Below are 19,272 nucleotides of genomic sequence, written 5' to 3' on the forward strand. Positions count from 1 at the left end.
GATGAGACAGATTACTGATATTTCACAGTTGAAAGAAGCCATAAAACAATATCATTCAGAGGGCAAGTCAATCGGATTTGTCCCGACGATGGGGTTTCTGCATGAGGGCCATCTAACCTTAGCAGACAAAGCAAGACAAGAAAACGACGCCGTTATTATGAGTATTTTTGTGAATCCTGCACAATTCGGCCCTAATGAAGATTTTGAAGCATATCCGCGCGATATTGAGCGGGATGCAGCTCTTGCAGAAAACGCCGGAGTTGATATTCTTTTTACGCCAGATGCTCATGATATGTATCCCGGTGAAAAGAATGTCACGATTCATGTAGAAAGACGCACAGACGTGTTATGCGGGCGCTCAAGAGAAGGACATTTTGACGGGGTCGCGATCGTACTGACGAAGCTTTTCAACCTAGTCAAGCCGACTCGTGCCTATTTCGGTTTAAAGGATGCGCAGCAGGTAGCTGTTGTTGATGGGTTAATCAGTGACTTCTTCATGGATATTGAATTGGTTCCTGTCGATACGGTCAGAGAGGAAGACGGCTTAGCTAAAAGCTCTCGCAATGTATACTTAACAGCTGAGGAAAGAAAAGAAGCGCCTAAGCTGTATCGGGCCCTTCAAACAAGTGCGGAGCTGATCCAAGCCGGTGAAAGAGATCCTGAAGCGGTGATAAAAGCTGCAAAAGAAATCATTGAAACGACTAGCGGAACCATAGACTATGTAGAGCTTTATTCCTATCCGGAACTCGAGCCTGTGAATGAAATTGCTGGAAAGATGATTCTCGCTGTTGCAGTTGCTTTTTCAAAAGCGCGTTTAATAGATAATATCATTATTGATATTCGAGAAATGGAGAGAATATAATATGTATCGAACAATGATGAGCGGCAAGCTTCACAGGGCAACTGTTACGGAAGCAAACCTGAACTATGTGGGAAGCATTACAATTGATGAAGATCTCATTGATGCTGTGGGAATGCTTCCTAATGAAAAAGTACAAATTGTGAATAATAATAATGGAGCACGTCTTGAAACGTATATTATTCCTGGTAAACGGGGAAGCGGCGTCATATGCTTAAACGGTGCAGCCGCACGCCTTGTGCAGGAAGGAGATAAGGTCATTATTATTTCCTACAAAATGATGTCTGATCAAGAAGCGGCAAGCCACGAGCCGAAAGTGGCTGTTCTGAATGATCAAAACAAAATTGAACAAATGCTGGGGAACGAACCAGCCCGTACAATTTTGTAGAAGAAAAGCCCCCTTTATCGGGGGTTTTCTTTTAAGATTTTGAGAGTAAAACGGTTTTGCCGCTCCATTTCCGTACAAAACGTGTTACACTTTTGTCGTATGCAAGAATTGAGGTGTCCATTTTAATGAATAAGCAACGGTTCGTTGTTATAGATGTAGAGACAACAGGGAATTCGCCGAAGAAAGGCGATAAAATCATACAAATCGCAGCGGTTGTAATCGAAAATGGACAAATTACTGAGCGGTTTTCAAAATACATTAATCCAAATAAATCAATCCCTGCTTTTATTGAGCAGCTTACTGGAATCTCTAATCAAATGGTCGAGAATGAACAGCCATTTGAAGCAGTTGCTGAAGAAGTATTCCAATTGCTTGACGGCGCTTATTTTGTCGCACACAATATCCATTTTGACCTTGGATTTGTCAAGTATGAGCTACATAAGGCGGGCTTTCAGCTCCCAGATTGTGAAGTGCTTGATACTGTCGAGCTCTCACGTATTGTTTTTCCGGGATTTGAAGGGTATAAGCTGACGGAATTAAGCGAGGAGCTTCAGCTGCGGCATGATCAGCCGCACCGGGCTGACAGCGATGCTGAAGTGACAGGGCTTATTTTTTTGGAAATCCTTGAAAAGCTGCGGCAGCTTCCTTATCCGACATTAAAGCAGTTAAGAAGGCTTTCGCAGCATTTCATCAGTGATCTGACGCATTTGTTGGATATGTTCATTAATGAAAACAGACATACCGAGATACCGGGCTATACGCGCTTTTCTTCGTTTTCTGTCAGAGAACCTGAAGCTATCGATGTTCGTATAAATGAGGACGAGAACTTCTCATTTGAGATCGAAAGCTGGGAAGCGGGAAATGAAAAAGCGCTGTCAGAGTTAATGCCTGGGTATGAAAAAAGAGACGGCCAAATGATGATGATGAGAGAGGTGGCTGATGCGTTTGCCAATCGTGAGCATGCGCTGATTGAAGCTCCTCCGGGAATCGGAAAAACGATTGGCTATCTTATTCCGGCTGCGCTTTTTGCCAAGAAATCAAAAAAGCCGGTCATAATCAGCACGTATTCGACGCTTTTACAGCAGCAGATTCTCACAAAGGATTTGCCGATTGTCCAAGATCTGTTTCCATTTCCGGTAACAGCGGCGATTTTAAAAGGGCAATCGCATTATTTATGCCTGTATAAATTTGAGCAGGTGCTTCATGAAGAAGATGATAATTATGATGCCGTACTGACAAAGGCACAGCTTCTCGTTTGGCTGACAGAGACAAATACAGGAGATGTAGCGGAACTGAATTTGCCTTCAGGCGGAAAATTGCTGTGGGACAGATTGGCTTATGACGATGACTCCTATAAAAGAAGTCGCAGTGAGCATGTGATCGGTTTTTACGAGCGGGCCAAACAGGTTGCTATGCGTTCTGATTTGGTGATCACCAATCATTCTCTTTTGCTGACCGATGAAGGCAGTCAGAAAAAAAGGCTTCCCGAAAGCGGCACATTTATTATTGATGAAGCACACCATTTTGAACGTGCGGCAAGCGAACATTTAGGGAAAAGAGCCACGTACATAGAATTGCATACGAAATTGAGCAGAATCGGCACTCTGAAGGAGCAGGGACTTCTAAAAAAGATGAGACAGCTATTCCAGCGAAATAGCCTGCCGGTTGATTCATTTTTCGAATTGGAAGAGTGGCTTCAGCACGTTCAAGCAGAAAGTGATGCTTTCTTCAGCTCTGTACATTCTTTTGTCAAACGAAGAAAACCTAAAGAAGACTTAAACCGTCTAGTGTTTAAGGTGAACAAAGAAAGCCAGGATAAAAGCTGGTCGATCTTAACAGATGGTGCGGAGAGGCTTTGTTCCATGCTGACACATTTGCAGCAGCTTTTTGAGGCGCAGTCATCCCTGATGGAAAAACATTTGAAGGGTATGAAGAGCAAAACCGTCTTTTTAGCCGATGAATACCAAAGAAGCATGAAAGGCTTGCAGCATTATTGTCAGACGTTGCAGAAGCTCTTCTTTGGCTCTGATGACGATGAAGCGGTTTGGATTGAAATAGATGCAAAGGGTGCGAAAAATGCAGTGGCCATTTACGCACAGCCTCTTGAACCTGGTGAACTTCTGGCTGATCAGTTTTTCGCGCGCAAAAATAGTGTGGTGCTGACATCTGCAACCCTTACAGTCGAAGGTTCTTTTCAATTTATGATTGAACGACTGGGACTGAGTGACTTTTTCCCGCGGACAATGAGAATTGAATCACCCTTTTCTTACGATGAGCGTATGCAGGTGATGATTCCAAAGGAAATGAAATCAATTCAGGATACAGGGCAACCTGAATTTATACAGGATACAGCCCGTTATATCGAACTGATGGCAAAGGAAAAACAGCCTAAAATTCTTGTGCTGTTTACATCCCATGATATGTTGAAAAAGGTTCACCAGGAGCTCAAGCATAACATGAGTGCTTCCGGCATTCAGCTCTTGGCACAAGGGATTACAGGCGGAAGTCCCGGCAAACTGATGAAGACTTTTAAAACATCCAATCAGGCGATCCTGCTCGGAACAAATCATTTTTGGGAAGGCGTTGATTTCCCTGGTGATGAGCTGACAACAGTAATGATCGTGAGGCTCCCATTTCGGTCCCCTGATCACCCGCTTCATGCTGCAAAATGTGAGTTTGCCCGCAAAAAAGGAAAGAATCCGTTTCAAACAGTGTCATTACCGGAAGCTGTGCTGACCTTCAGGCAAGGAATCGGACGCTTGCTGCGTTCTGCGGGAGACAAGGGAACGATTATGATATTGGACAGACGGATTAAAACCGCTGGTTACGGCCGGCTGTTTCTTGATGCCTTGCCGACAACCTCAGTATCCGAAATGACTGACAGCGAGCTTGAAGCTTATGTTGCAGGGGAAAAAGAATAAAAGCCGCATAAAGCGGCTTTTGCGGTGTGGGAGTAGGATGGTGTTTTATTTAAAAGCGGATTTCCCGCTCTGTGATACTAGTATGGCGTGTCCTGAAATGGAGTATGACTAACAATATTTGTTCAAACTGGAGGATGAAAAAATGGAAAGTAAAATCGAAATTCTTTCAACAATTAATGTAGAGCATTCTGATGATCTGTATAAAATTGTGGACACATTGAATCGTACATTGAAAAGAGACAATCTGATGTTCGGCCTTGCGCTGGATGAAGAAAACAAAAACCAAGCCGTTTTTACCATTTATCGTACGTAGGTGAGAAGATGAGAAAAAAAGCATTAATATTTACCGTCATTTTTGGTATTATTTTTTTAGCAGTACTTCTTGTCTCGGCAAGCATTTATAAATCAGCCATGGCACAAAAGGAAGAGGGGCACGAAGCAGCAGCTGCTGAAGCTAAAAAAGAAACCGATCTCGCCAATGTTGATCAAGTCGAAACATTTGTCGGAAAAGAAAAATATTATGTTGTAAAGGGAACGGATAAAAAAGGCACTGCATTATATGTCTGGGTTCCTGCTGATAAAAAAGCAAAAATTCTCTCAAAAGAAGCGAAAGAGGGAATCTCTGAAGACAAAGCGGCGAAAATCATAAAGGATGAAGGGCTGGTTTCAAAGCAAAAAGAGGTTCATCTGGCAAGAGAAGGAAACGTCCTGCTTTGGGAAGTGACGTACTTAGACAAAGAAGGGCAATACAGTTTAAGTTATGTGGACTTTACAACTGGAAAGATTCTCAAAAATATCACGCCTTAAGACGAATTAGGGGGAGTTCAAGTTGAAACTGGCAAAAAGAGTATCCGCATTAACACCATCAACCACACTGGCAATCACAGCGAAAGCGAAAGAACTGAAAGCCGCAGGCCATGATGTCATCGGCTTAGGAGCAGGCGAACCTGACTTCAATACACCGCAGCATATTATTGATGCCGCTGTGCGTTCGATGAACGAGGGCCATACGAAATACACGCCTTCCGGTGGTTTGGCTGAACTGAAAAACAGCATTGCAGAGAAATTTAAACGCGACCAGAATATTGAATACAAACCGTCTCAAATTATTGTCTGCACTGGTGCCAAACATGCTCTGTATACCCTTTTCCAAGTGATTTTGGATGAAGAAGATGAAGTTATTATTCCAACGCCTTACTGGGTAAGCTACCCGGAGCAGGTGAAACTCGCTGGCGGAAAGCCTGTTTATGTAGAAGGGCTTGAGGAAAATCACTTCAAAATTTCGCCTGAGCAGCTGAAAAATGCAATTACGGAAAAAACAAAAGCAATCGTTATTAACTCTCCAAGCAACCCGACTGGTGTCATGTATACGGAAGAAGAACTATCTGCGCTCGGTGAAGTGTGCCTTGAACATGATATCTTGATTGTGTCAGATGAAATTTATGAAAAACTTACATACGGCGGAAAGAAACATGTTTCCATTGCACAGCTGTCAGACAGACTGAAAGAGCAAACGGTCATTATAAACGGCGTATCGAAGTCCCACAGCATGACAGGCTGGAGAATCGGTTATGCGGCAGGCTCTGAAGACATTATTAAAGCGATGACGAACCTTGCAAGCCACAGCACGTCAAACCCGACATCAATCGCACAATACGGAGCGATTGCTGCTTATAACGGGCCTTCTGAGCCATTGGAAGAAATGAGAGAAGCATTTGAACATAGATTAAATACGATCTATGCAAAGCTCATAGAAATCCCAGGGTTCAGCTGTGTGAAGCCGGAAGGTGCTTTTTACTTGTTCCCAAATGCAAAAGAGGCAGCTCACTCTTGCGGTTTCAAAGATGTAGATGAATTTGTTAAAGCGCTTCTCGAGGAGGAAAAAGTTGCGATTGTTCCAGGATCCGGATTTGGCTCTCCTGAGAATGTCCGTCTTTCTTATGCAACATCGTTAGATCTTCTTGAAAAAGCCATTGAAAGAATCAAGCGTTTTGTAGAAAAACATAGCTAACAGATCAAAAAGCGGCTGACAGAAAAGCCGCTTTTTATCTGCATTGACCCGGTTAGTTAAGAGCGGGTATAATAAAGTGATGATAAAAGAGTTCGCGGGGCAATGAGCTTCCGAATGTCTTTCTTGTTTTGGAGGGAAATATGTTGAAAACAACAATCAACCAAGTGTACAAGCACGTAGGTGAGGAAGTAACGATCGGAGCTTGGGTCGCTAATAAGCGTTCAAGCGGGAAAATTGCGTTTTTACAGCTTCGGGACGGTACCGGTTTTATTCAGGGTGTCGTAGTAAAAGCGGAAGTGGAAGAAAGCATTTTCCAAACAGCTAAATCAGTGACGCAGGAAACGTCGCTCTATATAAAAGGGATTGTCAAAGAGGACGAGCGTTCTCCGCTTGGATATGAACTTGCTGTGACAGATATTGAAGTCATTCACGAAGCGACCGATTATCCAATTACACCAAAAGAACACGGAACGGAATTTTTGATGGATCACAGACATTTATGGCTGCGTTCAAAGCGCCAGCATGCGATCATGAAAATCCGTAATGAAATCATTCGCGCGACTTACGAATTCTTTAATAACGAAGGCTTCGTAAAAGTGGATCCGCCGATTTTGACTGGAAGCGCACCTGAAGGTACAACAGAACTCTTTGCGACAAAGTACTTTGATGAAGATGCGTATCTGTCTCAAAGCGGCCAGCTCTACATGGAAGCTGCGGCAATGGCTTTAGGAAAAGTATTCTCTTTCGGACCGACATTCAGAGCGGAAAAGTCTAAAACAAAGCGTCACTTAATCGAATTCTGGATGATCGAACCGGAAATGGCGTTTGTAGAATTTGAAGAAAACCTTCAAGTACAGGAAAATTACGTTTCTTTCATCGTACAATCAGTTCTTAAGAATTGTAAAATTGAATTAAACACATTGGGAAGAGACACGTCAAAACTTGAGCAAATCAAAGCCCCGTTCCCAAGAATCACGTATGATGAAGCGATTGAATTTCTGAAAGAAAAAGGCTTTAACGATATCGAGTGGGGAGATGATTTCGGAGCGCCTCATGAAACAGCGATTGCTGAACATTATGACAAACCGGTATTCATCACTCGCTATCCGACGTCCTTAAAACCGTTCTATATGCAGCCGGCTTCTGACCGTGAGGACGTTGTGCTTTGCGCTGACTTGATTGCGCCGGAAGGCTATGGAGAAATCATCGGCGGGTCTGAACGGATTCACGATATGGAACTTTTGGAATCCCGTCTTAAAGAACATGGACTGGATTCTGACGCATATAAATGGTATGCTGAACTTAGAAAATATGGATCAGTTCCTCATTCCGGCTTCGGCCTTGGATTAGAGCGGACAGTAGCTTGGATCAGCGGAGCGCCTCACGTTCGTGAAACGATTCCGTTCCCAAGACTGTTAAACCGTCTGTATCCGTAATACATTCAAATGAAACAAAAAAGAGTCTCCTGCAAGGGAGACTTTTTACAGTAAAGGGGCAATCACAATCCTTTACAGTAAGAGGTGTGACGATGAAAAAACAGCAATTTATTGATATGCAGGAGCAGGGAACATCAACCATCCCCAATCTTCTGCTTACGCATTATAAACAGCTTGGGCTTAATGAAACAGAACTTATTCTGCTGTTAAAAATTAAAATGCATTTAGAAAAAGGATCATATTTTCCTACACCGAATCAGCTGCAGGAAGGTATGTCAATTTCTGTTGAAGAATGCACAAACAGATTGCGGATGTTTATTCAAAAAGGCTTTCTGTTTATTGAAGAATGCGAGGATCAAAACGGCATCAAATTTGAGAAATATTCTCTTCAGCCTTTATGGGGGAAACTGTACGAGTATATTCAGCTTGCACAGAATCAAACACAGGAAAGAAAAGCAGAAGGGGAACAAAAAAGCCTTTATACCATTTTTGAGGAAGAGTTCGCAAGGCCGTTATCGCCTTTGGAGTGTGAAACGCTGGCGATCTGGCAGGACCAGGATCAGCATGACGCACAACTGATCAAACACGCGTTAAAAGAGGCTGTACTATCAGGAAAACTCAGTTTCCGCTACATTGACCGGATTTTGTTTGAATGGAAGAAAAACGGGCTTAAAACTGTGGAGCAGGCAAAAATACACAGCCAAAAATTCCGGCGTGTACAAGCAAAGCAGAATGAACAGCAAAAAGAGTATAAAAGGCAGGTTCCTTTTTACAATTGGCTTGAACAATAAAGTGAAAAGGTGACAATCGTGTTAAATCTAAAACAAATTGAATTCTGTTTAGACAAGATAGGTGACATGTTTCCTCATGCGGAGTGTGAACTGGTTCATTCCAATCCTTTTGAATTAGTGGTGGCTGTTGCTTTATCTGCGCAATGTACAGATGCACTTGTAAACAGAGTGACCAAAACATTATTCCAAAAATACAAACGGCCGGAAGACTATTTGGCTGTTCCGCTGGAAGAGCTTCAGCAAGATATTAAATCAATCGGTTTATATCGTAATAAAGCGAAAAATATTCAAAAGCTGAGTAAAATGATTATTGAAGATTATGGCGGAGAAGTGCCGAGAGACCGCGATGAGCTTGTCAAACTGCCAGGGGTCGGGAGAAAGACCGCAAACGTAGTGGTATCCGTTGCGTTTGGCGTGCCGGCCATAGCCGTAGATACCCATGTGGAGAGAGTCAGCAAACGATTGGGCATTTGCAGGTGGAAGGACTCGGTTCTGGAAGTTGAAAAGACGCTGATGCGCAAGGTTCCCAAAGAAGACTGGTCCGTTACGCATCACCGGCTTATTTTCTTCGGCAGATATCACTGTAAAGCCCAATCTCCGCGCTGTGCGGAGTGTCCGCTGCTTTCTTTGTGCAGAGAAGGGCAGAAGAGGGATAAAAAAGGACTGGTGAAACGATGACGCAAGCAAAAGAAGTGTTGGCTTCCTATGAGCAATACTTGCGCAGTCTTGGCCAGAAGAGTTCCTCGGATATGAAGAAAACCTTGCAGACCAATCCCGTGTATTTTGATTTCTGCACGGAATTACAAGGCGATTTGCCATGGGAGGACAGCGGGAAATACGTTCCGCTTTTATTTGAAGTGTGGGATGACATCAAAGCATCACTTCTCCCAGTCTTTCAAACACGAAAATCGAGATGTGACCAAAACGAAATGTTAAAGGGCATTGTGTGTTTGCTGGTTTCGTTACATTGGACAGCAGGTGAGCCGGTGCAATCGCTCGATTGGCAAGAACTGAGGGAGAAATCATATCCCGCAAAGCCGATTAATTGGGCTGAACGAGTGGAATTTATTCTTCTTAAGCCGACCCAATACCATTGCTTTATTCAGCTTGATGAGCTGATTACCGAAATGAAAAAGCATTTTTATAAATATCATGCGATGAATCGATAAAACCTCCTGTTAAAACGGGAGGTTTTTTACTGTGTACCAAAAAAGCCATCACCCCAAAGGTGACGGCTTTTTTGGTTAATTTGTTTTTTCAATTGATGATGAGTTTGTTTGTGTTTTATTAGATGTGTCTGTTTTATTTTTATTCGTGTCAGTACCTGTTGAGTCATTCGTATCTGAGTTCGAATCACCATCCGACGTATCCTGGTTATTACTGTTATTGTTATTACTATTGTTAGATTGGTCTTGGTTACTGTTGTCAGACGGATTGGTGTTCGTGTTGTCTTGTTTTTTGTCTTGATCATTTGTTGAATCATCTGTCTGATCTTGATCCGTCTTACCGTCATCTTTTTGAGAATCATCAGTTTGGGTATCATCCTGAGTCTTCTCATCATCTTGTTTTTCATCATCCGTTTGTTGCTGGTCTTTTTTATCTTCATCGTCTTCAGCTTTTGGCACCTCATAAGATGTGGAAGCTGTACTTTTGCCATCATCACTGACGGCTGTTACCTCGAATTTGTACACAGATCCTGGCTGCACACCCGAAATGACTGCCTCTTTTGCAGAGCTGTTTTGAATTTCCGAGTAGCTGCCGCCGTCAACAGATTGCTTAACAGCAAAGGTCGCATCTCCGTCATAATTCCAGCTTAACGTTAAAGATTGATTGTCTTTATCGTATTTCACGTTTAAACCAGACAGTTTAGCTGTTTCCTCTTTTTCTTCTTTCTCATATGTTTTAGAAACAGTAGAAGGAGCTGTGCCTTTAACAAAGTACTCTGTGAGCTTCTTATCGCTTGGCGTATTTGGCCCTGCCAGTTTTGCCGGATTAGAACCTTTTTCTACGGTGGCTTCCACTACGCTGTCAGGCTTCTCAAATGATCCGCTTCCGTCATCGACATCGGCGATGAGTTGGGCGAAGATGCGCTTTGCAACTTTTTGCTCTTCAGCTGAAAGTGATTTCTTTCCAGCTTCGTTTTCTCCCATACCCGTCCAGACGGCAGCTGTATATTGCGGTGTGTAGCCAACGAACCAAGAATCTCGGGCGCCACCGCTAGCGATATTGTACCTTTTGACTTCATTATCATCAAAGTTAGTCGTTCCTGTTTTTCCTGCAACTTCTACACCAGGTACTTGTGCAAGCTGTCCAGTACCTGTCTTCACAGCTGTTTTCAGCATATCTGTAATCATAAACGCAGTATAATCACTCATGGCTGATTTTGATTTTGGTGTTAAGTCAAGCTTCGTGCCATCGTTAAATTCGATAGATTTTACAAAATGCGGTTCATTATACGTTCCGTTATTTCCAAACGCGCTGTATGCACCTGCCATTGTCAGAGGAGAAACACCATCGTTCCCACCGAAACCGCCAATAGAATAGGCCTCTGTTACATTATCTTTTGTTAAACCAAGGCCAAGTCCATTTGCAAAGTCTACAGCAGTATCTTTACCGACTGCCTGGAATGCTTTTAAAGCAGGTATATTTCTTGATTGGGCCAGAGCGTAACGCATTGAGATAGGCCCTAGATATTTGCGGTCCCAATCACGAATCGGTTTTCCGTTAGAATACGTATAAGCTGAGTCATCAATTTGTTCGTATGTGGACCATTTCTTATTTTCAATAACTGGTCCGTAGTCCAAAATCGGTTTTATGGTTGAACCAGGCTGTGCCTTAGTTTGAGTAGCATAGTTAAAGCCTCCGACAGGCTGATTGCGTCCCGCACCAATCGCTCGGACTTCTCCGTTTTTGGTATCGAGAAGCGTCACACCGCCCTGCATGCCTTCAGTAAATCCGACGGTGTCTCCGTCCATTAATTCATCTAGTTTATCTTGTGCTTTTGTATCTAATGTCGTATAGATCTTTAATCCGTCAGCAGATGGATCGACATCAGATTTTTCATCAATTTCCTTCATAACCTCTTCAACAAATGCGCTGTATTTGTTTGTACTTGCTTTTTCATATTCCTTCTGTGACACGACGCCTTCGTCTTTCACTGCCACTTTTTTCGCTTTGTTATATTGAGAATCAGAAATAAATCCTTGTTTTTTCATCAGACTGAGTACGATGTTCCGTCGTTTTTCCGCTTTATCCGGGTTTTTAACGGGATTGTACGCTGTCGGGCTTTGCGGCATTCCTGCAAGCGTCGCAGCCTGTTCGACAGTCAATTTGCTTAAATCTGTAACGCCGAAAAATTCTTCCGCCGCTTTTCCGATACCGTATGCTCTAGGAGAAAAATAAATCCGGTTTAAATACATTTCTAAAATTTCATCTTTAGAGTAATTGCGCTCCAGCTGAATCGAAAGCCATACTTCCTGCACCTTCCGTTTCAGCGTCTTCTGATGTGAAAGAAGGGAGTTTTTGACGACCTGCTGGGTGATCGTACTTCCGCCTTCAGCCCCGAAGCCGTCTTTAAAGTTGGCAACTAAAGCACCGCCGATACGGACAGGGTCAATCCCGTGGTGCTCATAAAAACGAGCGTCTTCTGTCGCGATAAAGGCTTCTTTTACAACATCGGGAATTTCATCTATCGAGACATAGGTCCGTTTTTCGGCGCCGACTTCGGCGATCTCTTTTCCATTTTTATCATAAATCGTTGATGAATAAGGCGTCTTCAATTTGCTTTCATCAAGGGACGGCGCATCAGAAACCATGACGGCAAATGTAACAGCACCGCCGACTACGCCTAAAACAAACAGAATGAGTAAAGTGAAAAGGGTCTTTTTAAACAATCCGCCCTTTTTTCGTTTCTTGCCTTTTTTCGGTGAAGGACTCGACTTGCTGTTCGCTTTTCGTCGAGCTTCACGGCTGTTAAATTGATCTGACATAACATCTCAACCTTTCGTTAATCAACCTTTCGCACCAGATGATGGCGAAAAATAAAGCTGTTCAATAATACTAATATAATCAATTCTGGGTGCGTATCCAAGAGAAATCGGATAAGCTGTTTCTTCCAACTCATCTTTTCGAATTGATTTTCTGCCGTTTTTTTCTTTTCTGTCCCAGAAATAAAACAGCTTATCGGCTTCCAAAAAATAAACCTGGTCGAAAGCGGATATAATAACAAAACAAATACCGTCTTGAGCCTTTACCTGCTTCATATGCTCGATTTGATGGTCATGAAAATTCTGCAGGGGGAAAGAGGTCTTGTTTTTCGTTTCTTTCGCCTCAAAATCAATATACCGCCCTTTGTAAATCCCATTGTAGTCTGTTGTCGATGATTGTTTAAAGTAAGCTTCTTTAATCACTGCGGCACTTCTTTTTGGATAATGGACATTTACAATTTGAACAGGTGTCGGCTTTTTGTGTATAACGGCAATTTGGTTTGTCAGATAATACTTATTCGTTTCGTTTAAGTCATCTTCGAGGGTCATTCCGCGATTACTGTAAGACGGGGCCCTTTTCTGACTGTTTTGGGATGAAACCGAATGTTTCGGCTGAAATGTTTTTCCGTTAGGATACCGAATCACTTTCTCATCCTCCTTATTAAACTAATCATGACGGAAGTGAATGAACGTGCAAGAACAACAGACCATCAGAAAGCTTCTGAGCCGAATTGAGCGGCAGACAAAAATAAAAAACGCGGATAACATTTCAAGAACAAATGCTTATAAAGCATTTTACGACCGTCATCCGGAAATCAAATGGTCGCTTTTGGCTTCTTTCGTTTCTCGTAATGCCGGCTGGTCAATGACTGACTTAAAAGGCAGTCTGTTTCAGCTTGGACTCCGTGAGAGACAGCAAAAATGGTTCTTTTTAGCCTATGAAAGAGCGAACTGGCTTATATTTTCGGATGCCTATCCGCAGCTTCTATTATACCAATGGTCAAAAAGAGTCGGGAAACCGCTGTTTCATCTGCTGCATGTGTTTGGCGTCTCACAATTTATGACGGAAGAATGGACCCGTTTTTGGCATGAGCGAAATACGGAGCGGCTAATGTATGCCCTCATTATAAATGAACAAAACACTATCCAAACACCTATTATACAAAATCCTTCGTTTAAAAAGAATGTTTTTGACACGATTCCTTTTTATTTAAGTGATTGGTTACATTTTAACACCGTTATTTTTCCTTCCTCAAATGGGTTTCTTTACGGCATTTCAGTGAAACGCTTTTCAAAGGCGGAGGAAAGGATAAGGCTGGGAAAGCAGCTGTCTCAATTGCTGTTCAAGCCAGAATTGTTCTCCTCTTTTTATCACTTTTTGCACACAGTGCCGCACACAGGTTCCCGTTTTGATATGGAAAAGATAATCGGGATTACAAAAAGAACATCTCCTATGCTAAGGACATGCTACCCTGAGTTAATCCACTCATTAGACGGAACGAAAACAGATTGGTTTCATGGAAAGATAAAGAAAACGTTCTTTAGGCGCGAGGAATTGCCGAAGCAGATTGAATTGACAGACTGGTATTTACATAAAAAGCGCCAGCTTCATGCGCTTTTTGCGGTGGAGCAGTGGCTGAAAAAATAAAGAAGCAAGGAAATTCCTTGCTTCTTACGTAGAAGGGCGGTTCGGGCCGCCTAATTTTTTATCTAAAGAATCGATTGCCTTTGATTCAGTCTTTTTTTGCTGGCCGGCTTTTTTCGGTCTTGTTTTCATACGGCACCTCCTCACAAGTATCGTTTGCATTAACGAGGAGGATCATACAATTTTTGCGGGTGTTTTTGTCGAAAACTTCAGCTTTTCGTGGAATACCTGTTTGTTTGGCGATTTGCTTCTAGTTTTGTCATGAGGAAGGAAAGAGCCTTGAGAGCAAAGAATTTTAACCGGGAGAGACGAGGAAAGGGAGGTACACGAATGTCCGGTTATGTTAGCAAGACAGATATTCTCCGTATGCTTTCTGATATAGAAGATGAATTAACGCGAGCTGAGCAAAGCCTGAATCATTCTGTAAATGCATTAGAGGCTGAGATGCGGGAAACGGAAAACGATCGCCTGAGTGTGCTGGAAGAAGAAATCATAGATCTTCATATTTGTATAAATGAGCTGTATCAATCGCCTGAACACAGGTATGCGTTTGAGAAGGTATACCGCATCGGCTGAATTTGCGAGTGAAATTTGGTACGATAGGCATTGAGGTGAAAGATATTGCTATCACAAACTTTGCTGGAAATGACCGAGCAAATGATTGAAGTTGCTGAAAAAGGCGCTGATCGGTATCAGGAAGGGAAAAACAGTAATCATTCTTATGATTTTTTTGAGACGATAAAGCCTGCAGTTGAAGAGAATGATGAACTGGCCGCTCGCTGGGCAGAGGGTGCTCTTGAATTGATAAAAGTCCGCCGGCCTAAATATGTGCATAAAGAGCAAATTGAGGCCGTAAAGGATAATTTCCTGGAATTGGTCCTTCAATCATATGTTCATCATATTCATAAAAAACGATTCAAGGACATCACTGAGTCAGTCCTTTATACATTGCACGCAGTAAAGGATGAAATTGCAAGAGAAGACAGCCGGTAAAAGGCTGTCTTCTTTTCGTTTTTATAGGGGGCCGGACGTTAATTCATCTCATATGCCGGGCTTTCTGCTCCATTTGCTTCGAGAACCTTCATACTGTTACGAAACTCAGTTATGCTGAGATGTCCTTGAATATAGAGGAACTTGGCAAAGTCCATCAGTTTATTCATACAGTCTGTTTCATATTTCTTCATTTCTGCAAAACGTTTGCTTAAGTATGATACGTTCATTATGGTGCATCCCCTCTCATCTGTATTGAAAATATGGTACCATAATGATTCGACTTTTTTCTGTTTTTAAAAAATTTAAACTTTCGACACAATTTGACAAATGCTAATCATCACTTGTGACACAAACAATAGAAGTCATTCATACATATATAGAAGAGAAATATGTTGTGTTTAGGGGGGAATCGCAATGAACAGGAGCTCTCGAAGCTATCCTCGGCAAATGGGCTATTATTATCCTCAGCAAATGCAAGGATATTATCAGCAGGCTGCACCCGGTTATTTAGAGCAACAACTGCCTCAGCAGCATTATGGACAGCAGGATTATTATCAGCCCTATGCTCCGATCCAGCCTATGCCTATGCAGCCGCCTGTATTTTCTAACCCTTATCCTATCCCAAGGCCTAATCAACAGCAGCCTTCGCAATTTCAAAGCATTATGTCGCAGTTCAAAAAAGCCAATGGGCAATTTGATTTTAATAAAATGATGGATACAACAGGTCAAGTAATGAGTGCAATGAATCAGGTCGGATCTTTAATAAAGGGATTTACCAGCTTTTTTAAATGATAGAAGCATGAATGAATCGTTCATTCATGCTTATTTTTTGGAAAGAAAAGTGTCATTGTCTGCTCGTTCCAAGACGTTTCCATATCTTCTTGGCGAACTTCATAAGGCAGCTGAACCGTTCTTGTCATGCTTGTAAAGGTAGCCTCATTTTGGTGTTTCTGTTTTTCTTGGAGTGTTACATGGAGATACCTCGATTTAACATCAACGACGATCTCGCCATCTCGAAACGTCGCCGGAATGGTAATATCGATATACAGCCCAGTATCTCTTTCTCTGACATGTATGGTCGTCTGCACATCCTTTAAACTTGAGTTGATCAGGTTCTGAAATCTGTTTATAAGGTTGCCGAACGCTGAGGATTGAAAAAGAGTGTCGATTGCCTCCGTTATGATTTCTTCTTTCTTTTGCAGTTCGTTCTTTTTGTCATCATAGAATTCCAATTTCGCCACCGCCTTTTTTATCCAGATTATGCGTCTATGCCAGATGTTGTTATAAATTGAAGCAAAATTGAAAGTGTGGTTAAATAGTGGTGAATGAAGGGATAACGGTTGAAGTGAATGAGAAGGGAGAAAATACATTGCTGAAAAAATTATTCGGAATGGGCAAAACTCAGGAAAAGGTGACAGAAGAGGTTATTTATTCTCCGGCAGACGGTACAGTAATGGACCTGTCAGATGTGCCGGACCCTGTTTTTTCACAGAAAATGATGGGAGAAGGAATAGCGGTGGAACCTTCTAGCGGTGAAATCGTTTCTCCCGCTGAAGGTGAAGTCATTCAGATTTTCCACACCAAACACGCCGTTGGCATTCGGACTCGCTCGGGAATTGAGCTGTTAATTCATGTCGGGCTGGAGACAGTCAATATGAACGGAGAAGGATTTACTGCCCACATTAAAGAAGGGGATAAAGTGAAGGTCGGTGACCCGCTGATTACATGTGATTTGGAATTAATAAAAGAAAAAGCGAGCAGCACAGTCATCCCAATCGTTATAATGAATGGTGAGGCTGTAGGATCAATTGTGCCGGCAGGCGAAAAGGCTGCTCGTAAAGGCGAATCAAAGCTCCTTACAATAAAAGCGAAATAAGCAGGGCGTATGCCTTGCTTTTTTTATTCAACTGTATAAAATTTGCACCTAGCCATGCAAACAAATATTCGGTAAACTGTACTTGACAAAGAGGTGTAAAGAATGAAAAAGAAATCACTGACTGAACTCATTTCTGATTTAAAAGGAAATGAAAACGTTGTGAATTGGCATGAAATTGAGCCTCGGGAAGCAAAAACAAGGCCTATGCCCGAAAGTATAGACGAGAGAATCAAAGCGGCCCTTTCGAAAAGGGGCATTGATGAACTATATACTCACCAATATTCCGCTTTTCAATATGTGCAAAAAGGAGAAAGCATCGTTACCGTAACGCCAACAGCATCAGGAAAAACGTTATGCTACAACCTCCCAGTCCTGCAGTCCATCGCCCAAGATGAAACAAACCGGGCGTTATATTTATTCCCGACTAAAGCGCTGGCACAAGACCAAAAGAGCGAGCTAAATGAAATTATTGATGAAATGGGCATTGATATTAAAAGCTTTACATATGACGGGGATACGTCTCCGGCAATCAGACAAAAGGTGAGAAAAGCAGGTCATATTGTCATTACAAACCCCGATATGCTGCATTCTGCCATTCTACCGCATCATACGAAATGGGTCAGTTTGTTTGAAAACCTTAAGTATATCGTCATCGATGAGCTTCATACGTATCGAGGTGTGTTCGGCAGCCATGTAGCAAATGTGATCCGGCGGCTAAAGCGGATCTGTCGGTTTTATGGAAGTGATCCAGTTTTTATTTGTACTTCCGCAACGATTGCCAACCCAAAGGAATTGGGAGAGCAGCTGACAGGCAAACCGATGCGGCTGGTCGATGACAACGGCGCACCGAGCGGACGCAAGCATTTTGTGTTTTACAATCCGCCAATTGTGAACAAACCGCTGAATATTAGAAGGAGCGCAACCGCAGAAGTGAATGAACTGGCGAAAGAGTTCCTTAAAAACAAAGTGCAGACCATTGTTTTTGCCAGAAGCAGAGTTCGGGTGGAAATTATTTTAAGCCATATTCAGGAGCTTGTGAAAAAAGAGATTGGAACAAAATCAATCAGAGGCTATCGGGGAGGCTATCTGCCGAAAGAGCGAAGAGAAATCGAAAGAGGACTGAGAGAAGGCGACATTTTAGGAGTGGTCAGTACGAATGCATTAGAGCTTGGTGTTGATATCGGCCAGCTGCAAGTGTGTGTAATGACGGGGTATCCCGGAAGTGTTGCAAGTGCTTGGCAGCAGGCGGGACGAGCCGGCAGAAGACACGGTGAATCTTTGATTATCATGGTAGCCAATTCAACACCGATTGACCAATATATTGTGCGGCATCCTGAATATTTCTTTAATCGTTCGCCGGAATCTGCAAGAATCAATCCGGAGAATTTGATTATTTTAATAGACCACTTAAAGTGTGCGGCTTATGAGCTTCCTTTTAGAGCTGATGAAGAATTTGGAGCCATGGAAGTCAGTGATATTCTTGAGTATCTTCAGGAAGAGGCTGTTCTTCACCGCAACGGCGAACGGTACCATTGGGCAAGTGAGTCGTTCCCTGCTTCAAACATCAGTTTGCGTTCCGCCTCCCAGGAAAATGTCGTTATAGTTGATCAGTCGGATATTGCAAATGTAAGGATTATCGGTGAAATGGACCGTTTTAGTGCGATGACGCTTTTACATGATGAAGCAATTTATTTGCATGAAGGCGTTCAGTATCAAGTTGAGAAGCTCGATTGGGACCATAAAAAGGCGTATGTCAGAAAAGTCGATGTCGAATATTATACGGATGCAAACCTGGCAGTTCAGCTGAAGGTATTAGAAATCGATAAAACGAAAGAAAAAAGCCGTACGTCATTGCACTACGGAGACGTCACTGTCAATGCCCTGCCGACCATTTTTAAAAAAATAAAAATGACCACTTTTGAAAATATTGGGTCTGGACCTATTCATTTGCCGGAAGAAGAACTGCATACAAGTGCAGCTTGGCTCGAAATCAAAACAGCGGATGAGGACATCGGGGAAAAGACACTGGAACAGCTGCTTCTTGGCATCTCGAATGTGCTGCAGCATATTGTCCCTGTGTATATCATGTGTGATCGAAATGATGTTCATGTTGTTTCTCAAATCAAAGCAGCCCATACCGGATTGCCAACCATATTTTTATATGATCATTATCCGGGCGGTATCGGTTTGGCGGAGGAAGTCTTTAAACGTTTTTCAGACATTAATGAAGCGGCGAAACAACTGATTACACATTGTCCTTGTCATGACGGCTGTCCGTCTTGTATAGGTACGGAAATAGAAGGGATAAAAGCAAAGGAAAGAATTTTGCAGCTGTTGGATCAAATGTCGTAAGGAGGGGGGCCGGA

21 protein-coding genes are annotated in these 19,272 nt (G+C 42.6%); 16 read left to right on the forward strand and 5 right to left on the reverse strand.

Annotated features, from left to right (window positions below):
* Nucleotide 1 precedes the first annotated feature (1 nt).
* From panC to M1D94_RS10225, 10 genes are all read left to right on the forward strand, one after another.
* Complete coding sequence (gene panC, locus M1D94_RS10180; RefSeq protein ID WP_024571841.1) at nucleotides 2–862, forward strand: pantoate--beta-alanine ligase; 861 nt, start codon at nucleotides 2–4, stop codon at nucleotides 860–862.
* A 1-nt stretch (nucleotide 863) separates the two neighbouring features.
* Entirely contained in the window at nucleotides 864–1,247 is a 384-nt protein-coding gene (panD, locus tag M1D94_RS10185) for an aspartate 1-decarboxylase (protein ID WP_003225586.1), read from the forward strand.
* A 125-nt stretch (nucleotides 1,248–1,372) separates the two neighbouring features.
* Entirely contained in the window at nucleotides 1,373–4,168 is a 2,796-nt protein-coding gene (dinG, locus tag M1D94_RS10190) for an ATP-dependent DNA helicase DinG (protein ID WP_064671077.1), read from the forward strand.
* 142 nt (nucleotides 4,169–4,310) lie between these two features.
* A complete protein-coding gene (locus M1D94_RS10195; RefSeq protein ID WP_003225588.1) occupies nucleotides 4,311–4,481 on the forward strand; it encodes a YpmA family protein in 171 nt (56 codons plus the stop codon).
* An 8-nt stretch (nucleotides 4,482–4,489) separates the two neighbouring features.
* Entirely contained in the window at nucleotides 4,490–4,975 is a 486-nt protein-coding gene (gene tseB, locus M1D94_RS10200) for a cell wall elongation/penicillin-binding protein regulator TseB (protein ID WP_014477164.1), read from the forward strand.
* A gap of 22 nt (nucleotides 4,976–4,997) precedes the next feature.
* Nucleotides 4,998–6,179 carry an aspartate transaminase AspB gene (gene aspB, locus M1D94_RS10205; protein WP_041849963.1) on the forward strand — a complete coding sequence of 394 codons (1,182 nt, stop codon included), beginning with the start codon at nucleotides 4,998–5,000 and terminating at the stop codon, nucleotides 6,177–6,179.
* Between the two features lie 143 nt (nucleotides 6,180–6,322).
* The gene (gene asnS, locus M1D94_RS10210; RefSeq protein ID WP_038430016.1) at nucleotides 6,323–7,615 is read left to right on the forward strand and encodes an asparagine--tRNA ligase; all 1,293 of its coding nucleotides are present in this window, start codon (nucleotides 6,323–6,325) and stop codon (nucleotides 7,613–7,615) included.
* Nucleotides 7,616–7,707: 92 nt separating this feature from the next.
* A complete protein-coding gene (gene dnaD, locus M1D94_RS10215; RefSeq protein ID WP_064671079.1) occupies nucleotides 7,708–8,406 on the forward strand; it encodes a DNA replication protein DnaD in 699 nt (232 codons plus the stop codon).
* A gap of 18 nt (nucleotides 8,407–8,424) precedes the next feature.
* Nucleotides 8,425–9,084, forward strand: coding sequence for an endonuclease III (nth, locus tag M1D94_RS10220; protein ID WP_009967580.1), 660 nt, complete (start codon nucleotides 8,425–8,427; stop codon nucleotides 9,082–9,084).
* On the forward strand, nucleotides 9,081–9,575 hold the full coding sequence (locus M1D94_RS10225) for a YpoC family protein (protein WP_064671080.1): 495 nt from the start codon (nucleotides 9,081–9,083) through the stop codon (nucleotides 9,573–9,575). Before nth ends, M1D94_RS10225 begins: the two co-directional genes overlap by 4 nt.
* A 75-nt stretch (nucleotides 9,576–9,650) precedes the next feature.
* Here M1D94_RS10225 and M1D94_RS10230 read toward each other — a convergent pair whose 3' ends face one another.
* Nucleotides 9,651–12,395 (reverse strand): PBP1A family penicillin-binding protein, encoded by a 2,745-nt coding sequence (locus tag M1D94_RS10230; protein ID WP_424935080.1) that lies wholly within the window; start codon nucleotides 12,393–12,395, stop codon nucleotides 9,651–9,653.
* 21 nt (nucleotides 12,396–12,416) lie between these two features.
* Entirely contained in the window at nucleotides 12,417–13,037 is a 621-nt protein-coding gene (gene recU / locus M1D94_RS10235; protein WP_004399067.1) for a Holliday junction resolvase RecU, read from the reverse strand.
* A 40-nt stretch (nucleotides 13,038–13,077) separates the two neighbouring features.
* On the opposite strand from recU, the gene M1D94_RS10240 reads away from it, so the two are divergent.
* Nucleotides 13,078–14,040: a DUF2515 domain-containing protein gene (locus M1D94_RS10240; protein WP_021481527.1), complete on the forward strand. Its 963-nt coding sequence runs from the start codon at nucleotides 13,078–13,080 to the stop codon at nucleotides 14,038–14,040.
* 24 nt (nucleotides 14,041–14,064) lie between these two features.
* Here the strand turns inward: M1D94_RS10240 and sspM are convergent, their stop codons facing one another.
* Nucleotides 14,065–14,169, reverse strand: coding sequence for an acid-soluble spore protein SspM (gene sspM, locus M1D94_RS10245; RefSeq protein WP_003225606.1), 105 nt, complete (start codon nucleotides 14,167–14,169; stop codon nucleotides 14,065–14,067).
* Nucleotides 14,170–14,367: 198 nt separating this feature from the next.
* On the opposite strand from sspM, the gene M1D94_RS10250 reads away from it, so the two are divergent.
* Both M1D94_RS10250 and M1D94_RS10255 read left to right on the forward strand, forming a co-directional pair.
* Nucleotides 14,368–14,613, forward strand: a complete 246-nt coding sequence (locus M1D94_RS10250; RefSeq protein ID WP_021481526.1) for a DUF5446 family protein — start codon at nucleotides 14,368–14,370, stop codon at nucleotides 14,611–14,613.
* Between the two features lie 45 nt (nucleotides 14,614–14,658).
* Complete coding sequence (locus M1D94_RS10255) at nucleotides 14,659–15,030, forward strand: YppE family protein (protein ID WP_003246080.1); 372 nt, start codon at nucleotides 14,659–14,661, stop codon at nucleotides 15,028–15,030.
* A gap of 38 nt (nucleotides 15,031–15,068) precedes the next feature.
* Here the strand turns inward: M1D94_RS10255 and M1D94_RS10260 are convergent, their stop codons facing one another.
* Entirely contained in the window at nucleotides 15,069–15,257 is a 189-nt protein-coding gene (locus M1D94_RS10260) for a YppF family protein (protein WP_003230690.1), read from the reverse strand.
* Nucleotides 15,258–15,444: 187 nt separating this feature from the next.
* On the opposite strand from M1D94_RS10260, the gene M1D94_RS10265 reads away from it, so the two are divergent.
* The gene (locus tag M1D94_RS10265) at nucleotides 15,445–15,822 is read left to right on the forward strand and encodes a YppG family protein (protein ID WP_014477159.1); all 378 of its coding nucleotides are present in this window, start codon (nucleotides 15,445–15,447) and stop codon (nucleotides 15,820–15,822) included.
* 20 nt (nucleotides 15,823–15,842) lie between these two features.
* Here the strand turns inward: M1D94_RS10265 and M1D94_RS10270 are convergent, their stop codons facing one another.
* A complete protein-coding gene (locus M1D94_RS10270) occupies nucleotides 15,843–16,262 on the reverse strand; it encodes an Hsp20/alpha crystallin family protein (RefSeq protein WP_015251833.1) in 420 nt (139 codons plus the stop codon).
* A gap of 137 nt (nucleotides 16,263–16,399) precedes the next feature.
* On the opposite strand from M1D94_RS10270, the gene M1D94_RS10275 reads away from it, so the two are divergent.
* A complete protein-coding gene (locus M1D94_RS10275; RefSeq protein WP_015483368.1) occupies nucleotides 16,400–16,906 on the forward strand; it encodes a PTS sugar transporter subunit IIA in 507 nt (168 codons plus the stop codon).
* A 102-nt stretch (nucleotides 16,907–17,008) separates the two neighbouring features.
* Nucleotides 17,009–19,258 carry an ATP-dependent helicase MrfA gene (gene mrfA / locus M1D94_RS10280; RefSeq protein ID WP_424935081.1) on the forward strand — a complete coding sequence of 750 codons (2,250 nt, stop codon included), beginning with the start codon at nucleotides 17,009–17,011 and terminating at the stop codon, nucleotides 19,256–19,258.
* The last annotated feature ends 14 nt before the right edge of the window (nucleotides 19,259–19,272 follow it).

Source organism: Bacillus sp. JZ109 (assembly GCF_053903135.1).

What these genes read in the sequence shown, in the direction of transcription:
- panC (WP_024571841.1), top strand. Translation starts at nt 2, where the DNA reads ATGAGACAGATTACTGATATTTCACAGTTGAAAGAAGCCATAAAACAA.
- panD (WP_003225586.1), top strand. Translation starts at nt 864, where the DNA reads ATGTATCGAACAATGATGAGCGGCAAGCTTCACAGGGCAACTGTTACG.
- dinG (WP_064671077.1), top strand. Translation starts at nt 1,373, where the DNA reads ATGAATAAGCAACGGTTCGTTGTTATAGATGTAGAGACAACAGGGAAT.
- M1D94_RS10195 (WP_003225588.1), top strand. Translation starts at nt 4,311, where the DNA reads ATGGAAAGTAAAATCGAAATTCTTTCAACAATTAATGTAGAGCATTCT.
- tseB (WP_014477164.1), top strand. Translation starts at nt 4,490, where the DNA reads ATGAGAAAAAAAGCATTAATATTTACCGTCATTTTTGGTATTATTTTT.
- dnaD (WP_064671079.1), top strand. Translation starts at nt 7,708, where the DNA reads ATGAAAAAACAGCAATTTATTGATATGCAGGAGCAGGGAACATCAACC.
- M1D94_RS10225 (WP_064671080.1), top strand. Translation starts at nt 9,081, where the DNA reads ATGACGCAAGCAAAAGAAGTGTTGGCTTCCTATGAGCAATACTTGCGC.
- M1D94_RS10230 (WP_424935080.1), bottom strand. Translation starts at nt 12,395, where the DNA reads ATGTCAGATCAATTTAACAGCCGTGAAGCTCGACGAAAAGCGAACAGC.
- M1D94_RS10240 (WP_021481527.1), top strand. Translation starts at nt 13,078, where the DNA reads ATGAACGTGCAAGAACAACAGACCATCAGAAAGCTTCTGAGCCGAATT.
- sspM (WP_003225606.1), bottom strand. Translation starts at nt 14,169, where the DNA reads ATGAAAACAAGACCGAAAAAAGCCGGCCAGCAAAAAAAGACTGAATCA.
- M1D94_RS10250 (WP_021481526.1), top strand. Translation starts at nt 14,368, where the DNA reads ATGTCCGGTTATGTTAGCAAGACAGATATTCTCCGTATGCTTTCTGAT.
- M1D94_RS10260 (WP_003230690.1), bottom strand. Translation starts at nt 15,257, where the DNA reads ATGAACGTATCATACTTAAGCAAACGTTTTGCAGAAATGAAGAAATAT.
- M1D94_RS10265 (WP_014477159.1), top strand. Translation starts at nt 15,445, where the DNA reads ATGAACAGGAGCTCTCGAAGCTATCCTCGGCAAATGGGCTATTATTAT.
- mrfA (WP_424935081.1), top strand. Translation starts at nt 17,009, where the DNA reads ATGAAAAAGAAATCACTGACTGAACTCATTTCTGATTTAAAAGGAAAT.